This window comes from Brevundimonas sp. FV1ps31S (genome assembly GCF_058681265.1).
The window spans coordinates 2,404,612-2,417,268 of the sequence record NZ_CM178735.1 but is presented as its reverse complement, the minus strand read 5'-3'; the positions used below and the strand labels follow the sequence as shown (position 1 = coordinate 2,417,268).

Genomic DNA, 12,657 nt, shown 5'->3' with positions numbered 1-12,657 from the left:
GTCGCCGCAAGACAGGCGGGCAAGAGCTTCAGCAGGCGTCCTTCGCCGGGGCTGTGTCAGGGAAGTAGCGACGCCCAAGCCAGAGGGCGACCGAGACAAGAAGGATCAGCACCGGCACTTCAACCAGCGGCCCGATGACGGCGGCGAAGGCCACGGGCGAGGTCAGTCCGAAGGCCGCGATTGCGACAGCGATCGCAAGTTCGAAATTGTTGGAGGCGGCGGTGAAGGCGAGGGCCGTGGTGCGCGGATAATCCGCCTCGATCAGTCGCCCCAGCATGAAACTGACGACGAACATGACGAGGAAGTAGATCGTCAGCGGAACGGCGATGCGTAGCGCGTCCAACGGTAAGGCGACCACCTCGCCGCCCTTCAGGCTGAACATGGCGATGATCGTGAACAGCAGGGCGATCAGTGTGATGGGGGCGATCCGAGGCAGGAATTGCGTCTCGTACCAGTCAGCGCCCCTCCTTGCGATCAGGGTTCGCCGGGTCAGGAAACCACCAAGGAAGGGCAGGCCCAGATAGACCAACACTGCGCCCGCGATGGTCCAAACGCCAACCTTCACCACATTGCCCTCCAATCCAAATATTGACGGAAGGACGGTCAGGAACAGCCAGGCGTAGAAGCTGAAGAAGACAATCTGAAACAGCGAGTTGAAGGCGACCAAGCCCGCCACGTACTGATTATCGCCGCGCGCCAGTTGGTTCCACACCAGAACCATGGCGATGCAGCGGGCCAGGCCGATCAGTATGACGCCGGTCATATATTCCGGGTCGTCGCGGAGGAAGATCAGCGCCAGGGCGAACATCAGAACCGGACCCAGGACCCAGTTCTGGAACAGCGAGAGCAGGAGCACGCGCTTGTCGGCGAAGACGCGCGGCAGTTCCTCATACTTAACCCGCGCCAGAGGCGGCTACATCATCAGTATGAGGCCGAGCGCGATCGGGATGTTGGTCGTTCCGATCGCCAAGCCGCCGATCCACGCCGGCAACCCAGGTACGACCGTCCCCATCAGCACGCCCAGCGCCATGGCCGCGAAGATCCAGAGCGTCAGCCAGCGATCAAGAAAGGAGAGGCGGCGTTTCGGCGGTTCGCTGATCACGGTGTCGATCATCGGAGGACCCTCCGCCCGTCGGTGTCGATGACGACTTCGCCGTCTTCCTTGGAGAATGGTCCCAGCCCCTCGGACGGGAGAAGGTCCAGAACCGCCTCGGACGGCCGGCACAGCTTCACGCCCATGGGCGATACGACGATCGGCCGGTTCAGAAGGATCGGGTGCGCCTCGACGGCGTCCAGAAGCTGCCTATCCGTCAGGGCGGGGTCACTCAGCCTAAGTTCAGCATAAGGCGTGCCCTTTTCGCGCAGGAGGCTGCGCAGGGCCACGTTCATGCGCTCGACCAGCGCCCGGATCATGGCGGGGCTGGGCGGCGTCTTCATGTACTCGATGACATGCGGCTCAATCCCGGCGTGACGGATCAGGGCCAAGGTGTTGCGAGACGTCCCGCAGGCGGGGTTGTGATAGATGATGACGTCCATCGGATCCTCAGGCGGGGCGGGGCGCGAGTTCGGCCAACAGCGGCTGGCAGAGTTCGGCGCGGCCCTGGCAGCAGTCGTTCACCAGGAAAAGCGCCAGCGCCCGAAGATGGGTGAGGTCGGCCCGATAGATGATCGACCGGCTGCGGCGCTCGGAATTGATCAGGCCGGCGCGGGACAAGACGCCGAGATGCGCCGACATGGTGTTCGCCGGCACCGCCAGCGTATCGGCGACCTCGCCTGCGGGCAGGCCTTCAGGCTCGTGCAGGACCAGCAGACGGAAGGTGTCGAGCCGTGTGGGCTGAGCCAAGGCGGCAAGTGCAAGAATGGCGGACTTGGATTCCATTATTCCATAGTATTGGAATTGTGGAGAGGAACAAGCGGCTTCCGGCTGTGGAATCTTCAGTCACGAGCGGGCGGACGTGCCTCGCAGCCGCCGAGCTTCGAAAGGGGCGAAGGCCAATAGCCCCAGCAGAGCCAAGCCAAGTATCCAGCGCACTTCAACATTGGTTCGCTGCAGGAGGTGAGGGGAGGTTAAGGCCATCACGTGCGTCAGGACTGTAACCAACTGAGCGCCGGCAGCGAGGATGAGCCACCAGCGGTCAAACCGGACCGTCAGCCAGAACAGCGCCAGGAAGGTCACGCCATCCACGGCGGTGACCCCCACCCGCCATCCCGATATCTCGATCGGCGTGACAAGCTGTGTCGCGACGAAGGCGACACAGACCGTTCCGGCGGCGAGTCTTTCCGGCCGCTGACCGCCGACCGCGCACCAGGCGATGCTTGCGGCTGTCAGCACCCAGTAGGCCAGGATTTGGGTTGCGAGCGTCAGAAGCTGAGCTCAGGAAACGGCCGTGAGATGACGCGCCGAGGTCTCGCGGATCGGGCGATCGTCATCCGGCTTCGATTCGGGACCTGCCAGTCGCCAACTGATCCGCATCCGCTCGGCGTCAGCCTTCATCTGGTGGTGCGCCGCCACGACCGCGCCACGCGCCGCGCCGACGGTATGCATGGCCTGAAGAATATTCGCCAGGGCGTCCTGGCCGACCACTGCAGAGATGTTCTGATCCACACGGCCAGCCGTCATGCTGGAGACCAGAAGGGCGGCTTCTGAAAGAGCCTTGTCCAGCGCGTGTTCTGTCGAATGAAGGCGGCGGGCCAGATCCTGGCCGAAGTCGGTACGGTTCATTTGAAACTCCTGGGGTCCATGTGGTGACCTACTGGAGGAGCGTGTGGACGGAGACGAGCACGGCCAACATCACCACCAGCAGAAAGGCGGCGATGAGAATTAGGCCGAGCCGAGGCAGCAGGCCGCGAGGGGGGACGGCTGGGAGGTGAAGGCCGAACGACTGTGGGCTATCGCCCCGAGCGCCAGGATTTCCCTCAGCAGGTCCGTGGTAGACAGGCTCGGGGCGCTTTCCTGCGTCGTCTTCAGGATGTGCAGCACGGCGTGGAGGTGGGGGCCGTCGCCAGCCATTTCCCGGATCACCGCCTCCAGTTCGTTCCAGCCCCACTGGGGAAGATCGCGTCGTTGCATGATCATCTTCGGCTCCATTTGCCAAAGCAGAAGGCGGGATTTCGCCGGGCAGCACGATCCGGGAAAAACCCTCTCCATATCCGGTATGGAGACAGCCGGTTCGGCGTAGCAACTGCACTGCGGCGCGGCTGCTGGTCACGCCAAGCTTTCGTCGCGCATTCGCCAGGTGCGACTCCACCGTAGTGGTCGCAAGGGCGAGGTGTTCGGCGATCTGGCCGGCCTGCATATGATCCGCGACGCCTTCCAGACAGCGTCGTTCCTGCCGGGTGAGGCGGGCAGAGACGATCCTATCGATCTCGTTGTCCATACGCGGGGCGTGTCAGCGGGACGGGACGCGGCGGTTTGTGGAAATATGGGGCGCCGCGGGACTGGCGGCGTGAGGACGCGCGCGCATTGCGCCGCCGACCAGCGCGCCTGAGGTGTTGGAGGTCGCAGAAGATCGGGCCATGGCCTTGCCGGAAAAGTGTTAAGCTTCGCCATCATAGACGCGTCGTCCGCGATTGCAGCCGGAAAACGCGACAGCGTTTCAAAACGGTATCTCTTACGAAACGAGTTCCGCAGTTCGCCTGTGTGAAGGTCGTATGCGGGCTGCGCGATCTTAAGCAGGCTCAAAGGCGGCCCCTCAGTCCGCGGGGCCACAGATGGGAGAAGGTCGTCGGCGCCGTCCGTCTGCGTATGAACTAAAGGCCACGCTGCGGGTTGGATTGGGGTCGCCGTTGTCGGCGGCTTCGGAGGAGACCCCCATGCACGCTGCATCCGCCTTCCGCGCGCGAATTGAGCCCTTGCGCGGAATTCTGATGGCCTTTCCCATCGCTCTTTTCAGCTCGGCGGTCGTCAGCGATATCGCATATCTGCAGTCCGCCCAGATGCAGTGGTCGAACTTTTCGGCCTGGCTGATCGTCGGCGCGCTGGTGTTCGGCGGGGTCGCCGGCCTGTGGGCCATCGTCGATCTGGCCCTTTCGTGGCGCGGACCGGCAAGGAGGGCTGCTCTGATCCATCTGGCTGCCTTGGCCCTTGCCTGGATTTTCGGCCTGATCAACGCCTTCAAGCACAGCCAGGACGCCTGGAGTTCGGTCGGCGCCTTTGGCCTGACCCTGTCGATCCTGTCCGCGATCCTGACGCTGATCGCAGGCTGGCTCGCCTATTCGACTACAACGGTGCGGGAGATCGCGTGATGATCCGGAAACTCTTCTGTACGACGGCCATGGTGCTGGCGCTGGCGGGCTGCGGCCGCGCGGGTTCGGATCTGAACCAGACCGGCGCCAACCCTGATCTGCCGGGCCAGGATGAAACCCTGGTGCCGCCGATGAAGATCGCCACCCCGACCGGCTGGAACGGCGAAACCCCCGTCGTTCCCGATGGATTCACGGTGACAGCCATGGCCACCGACCTGAAGATTCCGCGTCAGATCCTGGTCCTGCCCAACGGCGACATCCTGATCGCCGAGGGATCCGGAGGCCATGCGCCCAAGCTTCGGCCCAAGGACTTCATCGCCGGGGTGATCAAGGCCAAGGGCAAGACCAGCGTCAAAGGTGGTGACCGGATCACCCTGCTGCGCGACGCGAACGGCGACGGCCAGCCCGAGGTCCGCAGCACTTTCATCGACAATCTGGACGCCCCCTATGGCATGGCCTTCGTCGACGGCGCCCTCTATGTCGCCGAACAGGGCGCTCTGGTGCGTTTCCCGTATCAAGACGGCCAGACCCGGATCACCGCGCCCCGACAGGAGCTGACCAAGCTGCCGTCGGCCATCAACCATCACTGGACCAAGTCCCTGACCGCCAGCGCCGACGGACTGACCCTGTATGTCGGCATAGGCTCGAACAGCAATATCGGCGAGCGCGGTATGGCGGTTGAACAGGATCGGGCGGTTATCTGGGCTGTAGATCGTCAGACCGGGGCCCATCGCACCTTCGTCACGGGCATCCGTAATCCGACCGCCCTGGCGATCGAACCGAACACCAGCGCCCTGTGGGCCGTGGTCAACGAGCGCGACGAGCTGGGTCCGCATCTGGTTCCCGATTACCTGACCTCGGTCAACGAGGGCGCATTCTATGGCTGGCCGTATTCATACTGGGGCCAAAACACAGATCCGCGCGTCCATCCGCAAAAGCCCGAGTTGGTGGAGACGGCGGTAAAGCCGGACTACGCGCTCGGCTCGCACGTGGCGGCCTTGGGGCTCAGTTTCGCGCAGAACGGCGGCTTTGGCGGCGGCTTCAGCCAGGGCGCCTTCATCGGCGAACACGGCAGCTGGAACCGTCAGGATCTGGCCGGCTACAAGGTCGTCTGGGTGCCCTTCTCCGGCGGTCGTCCCGCCGGCCCGCCTGTCGATTTCGTAACCGGCTTCATCAACAACGGCGAGGCGCGCGGCCGTCCGGTCGGCGTGACCTTCGATCCGCAACGCCGGATCCTGCTGGTGGCCGATGATCTGTCCAACACCGTGTGGCGAATTGCGCCCCGTCCTTAAGGCGGCGGCGAGCAAGCGAGGGCGGCATGGCGGATGGTCTGGACACCTACAGGGCCAAGCGGGATTTCAGCCGCACGCCTGAACCTTCAGGCAAAGCCAAGGCGGGCCCCAAGGGACGGCTGACCTATCTGATCCAGCGTCACGCCGCCACGCGGCTGCACTATGATTTCCGCATCGAGCACGAGGGGGTGTTGAAGTCCTGGGCCGTCACCAAGGCCCCCTCGCGCGATCCGTCGGTCAAGCGGCTGGCGGTGGAGGTCGAGGATCACCCGCTCGACTACGGCACGTTCGAGGGGACCATCCCCTCGGGCAATTACGGCGCGGGGACGGTTCAGCTGTGGGACCGGGGCGAATGGGAGCCGCAGGGACCGGACATCGACGCCGCTCTGAAGCGCGGCTCGTTGAAGATGATCCTGCACGGGGAACGGCTCAGCGGCGGTTGGGCCCTGGTGCGGCTCAAGTCGGACCGGGGCAAGCCCTCGAAGCGCAACAACTGGCTGTTGATCAAGGAGAAGGACGAGGCCGCCGTTCCGGGCGAGGGCGACGCCAACATGGAAATCGACGCCTCTGTCGCCACCGGCCGCAGCCTGGCCGAGATCGCCGACGGCAAGACGCAGTGGACGGCGTCGCGGCCCGTCGCGCGCAAGGGTCCGAAAAAGCCCCAGGCGAAGTCGAGCGAGGTCAGCTTGGCGGCGCCTTCGTCCTTTGTGCCGATCCAGCTGTGCAAGATCGTCGACCATCCCCCCGGGGGCGCAGGCTGGGTGCATGAGATCAAGTTTGACGGTTACCGCATCCAGATCGCCACCGGCGGCGGGCGGGCTCGGCTCTACACCCGGCGCGGCCATGACTGGACCGACCGGTTCCCGCAATTGGCGGCCGACGCAGCGGCTTGGCCCGACGGCGTCGTGGATGGCGAATTGTGCGCCCTCAGCGACGACCACACCCCTGACTTTTCAGCGCTCCAGGCGGCGATCTCCGACGGAAAAACCCAGGATCTGGTCTATTTCGCCTTCGACCTGCTGAGCGAGGGTGAGGACGATCTGCGCGACCTGCCCCTGTCGCACCGCAAGGCCCGGCTTCAGGCCCATGTGGACAGAGTTCCGGCCAAGGCGCGGTCGCGGCTGCGCTATGTCGATCATTTCGCCTCGACCGGTCAGGCGGTGCTGGAAAGCGCGTGCCGGATGGACCTTGAGGGGGTGATCTCCAAGAAGCTGGACGCCCCCTATCAGCCGGGCCGCTCATCGACCTGGGTCAAGTCCAAATGCCGGGGCCGCGATGAGGTGGTGATCGGCGGCTGGTCGTCGGAGGGAGGCAGCCGGTTCCGGTCCCTGCTGGTGGGCGTCGCTGAGGACAAGGGGCTGCGTTATGTCGGTCGTGTCGGGACGGGATATGCCGCACCCTTGCTGAAGACGCTTCTGCCCGCCCTGAAGGCCGCGGCGGCGGACGTCTCTCCCTTCGTCGGCAAGGGCGCGCCGCGCGGCGGCAAGGATATCCACTGGGTCAGGCCGGTGCTGGTCGCGGAACTCGAACACGGGGGGCTGACCGAAGGCGGCTCGCTGCGGCATGCCGCCTACAAGGGGTTGCGTGAGGACAAGGCGCCGACAGACGTGACCGACGCGCCGCAGCCGCCGCCCAAAACCCCCGCGTCCGGCAAGTCTGCGGCCCGGGCTCGGTCCGCCAAGGATAAGGTCGTCATCGCCGGCGTCACCCTGTCCAGTCCCGACAAGGTGCTGTGGCCGGCTGAGGACGGACGGCCCGCGATCACCAAGAAGGATCTTGCGCTTTATTACGAGGCGGCGGCTCAGCGGATTCTGCCTCACGTCGCCGATCGACCTGTGTCGATCATTCGGGCGCCGGACGGGATTGCGGGCGAGACCTTCTTCCAGCGTCACGCCATGCCCGGTTCGAACCCGCGTCTGAAGCTGATCGACGTGCACGAACGCAAACCCTATGTGGCCGTCATCGACGTCGGCGGACTGGTCGCCGTCGCCCAGTCCGGAGGGCTCGAGCTCCATCCTTGGGGCTGTCGGCCCGGCGACCCGGAGACGCCGGAGCAGATCACCTTCGATCTCGATCCTGACGAAGGGCTGGATTTCGCGGCGGTGATCTTGGCGGCGAAGACGGTGCGGACCAAGCTGGAGGCCAAGGGGCTGCACCCCTTCGTCAAGACCACCGGCGGCAAGGGGCTTCACGTGGTGGTCCCCATCAAGTCCGACGGCCGAAGCCGCATCGAGTGGGATCAGTGCAAGGCCTTCGCCAAGGCCGTGGCGGAAGAGGTCCGACGCGACGATCCCGACCGCTTCACCACCACGCTGGCCAAGAAGGCGCGGGGCGGGAAGATTTTTATCGACTATCTGCGCAACGGTCGGATGGCGACGGCGGTCGCCCCCTGGTCGGTGCGGGCCCGACCGGGGGCGGGGATCGCCTTTCCCCTGTCCTGGGGGCAGGTCAAGACGGGGCTGGACCCGCGCGCCTTCACCCTTCACGACGCGCCGGCCCTGCTTAAGAAAGCCGATCCGTGGAAGGATTTCCGCGCCGGCGAGGTCAGTCTGCGGCCCGTGCTGAAGGCGATGGGGCTCTAGGTCAGGCCGCCTTCTTGCGGGCGGCCGGCTTCTTCTTGGCGGGCTTTCCAGCCGGCTTGCCAGTCGCCGCGCCCTTCAGGCTGTTGCGCAGGGCTTCCATCAGATCGACCACATTGGTGTCGTCGGGCTCTGGCGCTTCGACCACGCCCTTGCCGCCCTTCTGCTTGGCCTTGATCATGTCGCGCAGGGCGTCGTCGTAACGGTCCTTGAAGACGGACGGATCGAAGTCCGTCTCCTTCTGGGCGATGATCCGGCTGGCGATCTCGACCATATCCTTGTCGGCCTTGACCGCCGGTATGTCGTCGAAATAGTCGTCCGCGGCGCGGACCTCGTCGTGGGCGCGCAGCGAGTAGGCCACCAGTCCCTTGTCGCGCACCTCCAGCGCCAGTTGCCGCTCGCGCCCGCGCAGCACCAGGGTGCCGATGGCGATCTTGCCCGCAGACTTCATGGCGTCGCGGATGACCGCGAAGGCTTCGACGCCAACGCCCTTTTCCGGCACCACGTAGAAGGGGTCGCTCCAGTACAGACGGTCGATGTCGTCTTCATCGACGAAACTGTCGATACAGATGGTCCGCGTCGTCTCCAGCTTGACCTTGTCGAAATCGGCGTCGTCGAACAGGACATATTCGTCCTTCGCCACCTCATAGCCCTTGACCAGGTCCGAGCGTTCGATCGGGCCGGTATCCGGGTCGGTGGGGACCATGCGGATACGGTTGTTTGTGTCCGGATTGATCAGATGGAAGCTGACATGGGCGCTGGACGAGGTGGCGGTGTAGAGGGCGACCGGGCAGGTGACCAGCGACAGTTTCAGATGCCCCTGCCAGGTGGGTCTCGCGGCCATGGTTGTGTCTCCCTGCGTCGTTCGGATCCCTAACGTTGCGCCGGCGCGAGGGTTTCCCGCCGACCTCAGCGCAGGGTGCGAACCGCGATCCGGCCATGGCGGTGGCGGGGGATGACGACAGCCCGACCATCCACATGCTGGATATTCAGATCCACCACCGCCTCGCCGACTGCCAGCCCGGTTATCTTCAGCCGCTCCAGCCCGGCCGGCAGCATCGGATCGGCCATGTCGATCGTCCCCGTCCAGGCGTCTATGGACAGGCCCAGCGTCGCCTGGAGCATCAGGAAGACCGAACCCGCCGCCCAGGCCTGGGGAAGGCAGGCGACCGGATAGGCGATCGGCGGCTCGCCCGGCGTGCGGGGGAAGCCGCAGAACAACTCGGGCAGCCGCAGGTGGAAATGGGCGGCGGCGGCGTAGATCTCGGCCAGAATCTCAGCGACGGCTTCCCGTTCTCCGTAGTTGGCCATGCCGGCGGCGGCCATGGCCGTGTCGTGGGGCCAGACCGAACCATTGTGATAGCTCATCGGGTTGAACCGGGCCTGGCCAAGTTCAAGCGTGCGAATGCCCCAGCCCGTGCGGAACTCGGCCGAGAGCAGGCGCTTGGTCACGCGCCGCGCCCGTTCGACCGACGGCAGGCCGGTGAACAGCAGATGGCCGGCGTTCGAGGCGATGGCGCGACACTGTTCGCCGTCGCCGTCCAGGGCCACGGCGTAGAAGCCCTCGTCTTCCATCCAGTATTTGTCTTCGACCAGGGCGCGAACCTGCTCGGCCCGCATCCGCCATTCCGGCGCGCGGCCGTCGTACAGCCGGTCCCCCAGATCGGCCAGGGCGCGCCAGGCGGCGAAGGCGTAGCCCTGCACCTCCAGCAAGGCGATCGGTCCCTTGGGGAAACGGCCGTCGGCGTGGAAGATCGAATCCTCGGAATCCTTCCAGCCCTGGTTCGACAACCCGGTGTCGGCCCCGCGCTGATAGTCGATCAGGCCGTCGCCGTTGCTGTCGCCATAGTCCCGCATCCAGTCCGCTGCGGCGACCAGGTTGGGCCAGAGGGTGCGGATCAGGTCCAGATCGCCCGTGCGGCTGGCGTAGGCGCCGGCCAGGGCGATGAACAGACATGTGGTGTCGACGCCGCCGTAGTAGAGGCCGAACGGCACCTCTCCCATGGCGCTCATTTCGCCGCCGCGGGTCTCGTGCATGATCTTGCCGGGCTGGCTGTCCTGGAACAGCGAGGTCTCGGTCGCCTGGCGAGAAGCCAGATAGGTCAGCACGCCCTTGGCCAAGGACGGATCCAGCCACAGCATCTGCCAGGCCGCGATGATCCCGTCCCGACCGAACGGAGTCGAGAACCAGGGCGTACCTGCATAGGGGTAGGGCCCGGTCGGAAGGTCGGTCGTCAGCAGCGCCATATCGGCCCGCGACTGATCCAGCCAGTCGTTGAACCGCGGACTGCGCGGCCCGCGCAGCGATGCGCCGCGTCGGCGTTTGGCCCGCATCCCCACTCGGGCCTGGACAGCGTTCTGGCGCCACCGCCGAGCGTCGGGGGCTTCGCACGAATCCACGCCGCACTCGATGTAGAGGTCCACGGTTCGGCCCTTCGGAAGGCTGAACATGAATTCCGCACGTTGCGGGGTCAGTCGCGCTGGCGGCTCGGAAAAGGCGAGACAGCTGGACCGTTCCACGCCGTCCAGGCCGGTGTAACGGAAGCCGACCCGACGGCCGTCCATCGTCGGCGTGTGCAAGGTCCCGGTCTTGGCCCTATGCGTCCCGCGCACCTGGAAGATGTCCGCGAAGTCGGCGCCGAAATCGAACGCGAGGGGCAGCAATATGTCCTCGACCCCGTGGTTGACCATCTGGATGCGTTCAAACATTCGTCGATCCCACAGGAAGCGGCGTCGCTCGATATGCATGACGCCGGCCGGCGCCGAACGACCGCCCATCGGCGGCAGGGGACGATTGGTCGTGTGACAGGAAAAGAAGACATTGTCCTGGCTGACTCCCGACGACAGCCGTGACGGCTTCAGCAGTCCCACCGTCATCGTCCACCGCGACAGCACGCGGGTGTCGCCGGCGAACATGCCGTCCGCCCCCCCCTTCATGTCGCCCCAGCCGTCGGCCACGAGAAAGGCGTCGCCCGCCTTCAGCGCCATCAACTGTTCAAGGCCGGACGCCTCGACGGTCTCGCCCGCGCTCAACATGGTGGAATAGGCGTCGTCCATTCGGTCTCTTCCCCGTCGTTTTGAGGCCTGTTGAACGTCTCATCCGATTGCGGCGCTCAGAGGCCGCTTGGATGATCAAATGAAACAGGCGGCGGAGAGTTCATCTCCGCCGCCTGATTTCTTGGGAAATCGCCTGCGATCAGGCGATGGCCGCGAAACTGCGGTCTTCATCCATCGGCCGCAGATTGGTGACCACGTCCTTCAACGGCGGTTCGGCGAAGGGTCGGCGAGCCAGCAGATCGCCATAGACGTCAAGATAACGACGCGCCATGGCGGTGGCGGAGAACCGCAGGTCGAACCGTGCGCGGACAGCCTCGCGGTCCAGAAGATGAACCCGACCCGCTGCGGCGATCGCCTGTTCCATGGTGTCGACCAGGAAGCCGGTCGCTCCGTCCTCGATGATCTCCGGCGTGGATCCACAACGGAAGGCGACGACAGGCGTGCCGCAGGCCATAGCTTCGATCATCACCAGGCCGAAGGGTTCGGGCCAATCGATCGGGAACAGCAGGGCGTCGGCCCCGCCCAAGAAGGCGGACTTCTGGTGATCGCCGATCTCGCCGATGAATTCGATCAACGGATTGCCCTCGACCATCGGGCGGATCGTCTCTTCCCAATAGCGTTTGTCGGCGGCGTCCACCTTGGCGGCGATCTTCAGGCGACGGCCCAGCTTGGTGGCGATCTCGATGGCCCGGTCCGGCCGCTTCTCGGGCGAGATGCGGCCCAGGAAGGCCAGATAGCCCTCTGACTTGGGCGAGAACAGGTACTGCTCGCCCGGCATGCCGTGATGGACCGTGGCCTTCCAACTGGCGAAGGGCAGGGGTTTGCGCTGATCGTCGGAAATCGACACCAGTCCGAACTCGCTCCAGCGCGCATAGACTCCAGGAAGATCTTTCATGTCCAGCCGTCCATGAAGGGTCGTGATCGTCTTGTCCGCATGCTGCCTGAACAGCGGGAAGTGGATCATATCCGTATGGAAGTGGATCACGTCGAAATCGGCCGTGCGGTCCAGCACCTCTCCCAGCATGGACAGGTGGGCGGCCAGGTCCGATTTCAGTGGCGCGGGATCCAGCCGGATGGCCTGGTCGCGAACCGGGATCAGACGCGCCCGGGTCTGGGCGTCAGCGCTGGCGAACAGGGTTACCTCGTGCCCCAGATCGACCAGCGCGTCGGTCAGATGAGCGACGACGCGCTCGGTTCCGCCATAGAGCTTGGGAGGAACGGCCTCGTAAAGCGGGGTGACCTGCGCGATCTTCATGATGTATGTGCTCCGACCCGCCGAACCGGGCCGCATCGATTAATGTTTTCGTCCGCCTGAGGTTCCGTTTCAGTCGGAATTTCTTTAATGGTTCCGGTTGCTTACGACATACTCAAAACGGACCTTCTGTACGAATTCGCGCAAAGGGGAAGGCGTCGCCCTGGGCCTCGGCTGTATGGGCAATCCTGAGGGTGCGAAGGCGCAAGAAAGCTCGCCGCGGCGTTCCGGC

General features: G+C 65.0%; 13 protein-coding genes and 1 pseudogene. 3 read left to right on the top strand and 11 right to left on the bottom strand.

The annotated features are described in order from the left end of the window. Positions 1–28: 28 nt before the first annotated feature. The 8 genes and pseudogenes from arsB to ACVPT3_RS11450 form a co-directional block, all read right to left on the bottom strand. Entirely contained in the window at positions 29–907 is an 879-nt protein-coding gene (arsB, locus tag ACVPT3_RS11485; protein WP_492043817.1) for an ACR3 family arsenite efflux transporter, read from the bottom strand. A gap of 6 nt (positions 908–913) precedes the next feature. Beyond that, entirely contained in the window at positions 914–1,114 is a 201-nt protein-coding gene (locus ACVPT3_RS11480) for a hypothetical protein (RefSeq protein ID WP_492041016.1), read from the bottom strand. Further along, positions 1,111–1,536 (bottom strand): arsenate reductase (glutaredoxin), encoded by a 426-nt coding sequence (arsC, locus tag ACVPT3_RS11475; protein ID WP_492041015.1) that lies wholly within the window; start codon positions 1,534–1,536, stop codon positions 1,111–1,113. The genes ACVPT3_RS11480 and arsC overlap by 4 nt, the downstream gene beginning before the upstream one ends. A 7-nt stretch (positions 1,537–1,543) precedes the next feature. After that, positions 1,544–1,879 (bottom strand): ArsR/SmtB family transcription factor, encoded by a 336-nt coding sequence (locus ACVPT3_RS11470; protein WP_492041014.1) that lies wholly within the window; start codon positions 1,877–1,879, stop codon positions 1,544–1,546. A 60-nt stretch (positions 1,880–1,939) separates the two neighbouring features. Continuing rightward, positions 1,940–2,332 carry a hypothetical protein gene (locus ACVPT3_RS11465; protein ID WP_492041013.1) on the bottom strand — a complete coding sequence of 131 codons (393 nt, stop codon included), beginning with the start codon at positions 2,330–2,332 and terminating at the stop codon, positions 1,940–1,942. Between the two features lie 42 nt (positions 2,333–2,374). Next, complete coding sequence (locus ACVPT3_RS11460) at positions 2,375–2,722, bottom strand: hypothetical protein (protein WP_492041012.1); 348 nt, start codon at positions 2,720–2,722, stop codon at positions 2,375–2,377. Positions 2,723–2,821: 99 nt separating this feature from the next. Continuing rightward, on the bottom strand, positions 2,822–3,076 hold the full coding sequence (locus tag ACVPT3_RS11455; protein ID WP_492043854.1) for a hypothetical protein: 255 nt from the start codon (positions 3,074–3,076) through the stop codon (positions 2,822–2,824). A gap of 115 nt (positions 3,077–3,191) precedes the next feature. Then, positions 3,192–3,377, bottom strand: a pseudogene (locus tag ACVPT3_RS11450) (helix-turn-helix domain-containing protein); the annotation flags it as partial. A 436-nt stretch (positions 3,378–3,813) separates the two neighbouring features. On the opposite strand from ACVPT3_RS11450, the gene ACVPT3_RS11445 reads away from it, so the two are divergent. The 3 genes from ACVPT3_RS11445 to ligD are packed head-to-tail and all read left to right on the top strand — an operon-like array spanning position 3,814 to position 8,119. Further along, complete coding sequence (locus ACVPT3_RS11445; RefSeq protein ID WP_492041011.1) at positions 3,814–4,245, top strand: DUF2231 domain-containing protein; 432 nt, start codon at positions 3,814–3,816, stop codon at positions 4,243–4,245. After that, a complete protein-coding gene (locus tag ACVPT3_RS11440) occupies positions 4,245–5,537 on the top strand; it encodes a PQQ-dependent sugar dehydrogenase (RefSeq protein WP_492041010.1) in 1,293 nt (430 codons plus the stop codon). The genes ACVPT3_RS11445 and ACVPT3_RS11440 overlap by 1 nt, the downstream gene beginning before the upstream one ends. A 26-nt stretch (positions 5,538–5,563) precedes the next feature. Further along, a complete protein-coding gene (ligD, locus tag ACVPT3_RS11435; RefSeq protein WP_492041009.1) occupies positions 5,564–8,119 on the top strand; it encodes a DNA ligase D in 2,556 nt (851 codons plus the stop codon). Between the two features lies 1 nt (position 8,120). On the opposite strand, the gene ku is transcribed toward ligD, so the two are convergent. From ku to ACVPT3_RS11420, 3 genes are all read right to left on the bottom strand, one after another. Beyond that, positions 8,121–8,960 carry a non-homologous end joining protein Ku gene (gene ku, locus ACVPT3_RS11430; protein ID WP_492041008.1) on the bottom strand — a complete coding sequence of 280 codons (840 nt, stop codon included), beginning with the start codon at positions 8,958–8,960 and terminating at the stop codon, positions 8,121–8,123. 65 nt (positions 8,961–9,025) lie between these two features. Continuing rightward, entirely contained in the window at positions 9,026–11,173 is a 2,148-nt protein-coding gene (locus ACVPT3_RS11425; RefSeq protein WP_492041007.1) for an amylo-alpha-1,6-glucosidase, read from the bottom strand. Between the two features lie 139 nt (positions 11,174–11,312). Beyond that, complete coding sequence (locus ACVPT3_RS11420) at positions 11,313–12,428, bottom strand: glycosyltransferase family 4 protein (protein ID WP_492041006.1); 1,116 nt, start codon at positions 12,426–12,428, stop codon at positions 11,313–11,315. Positions 12,429–12,657 lie beyond the last annotated feature (229 nt).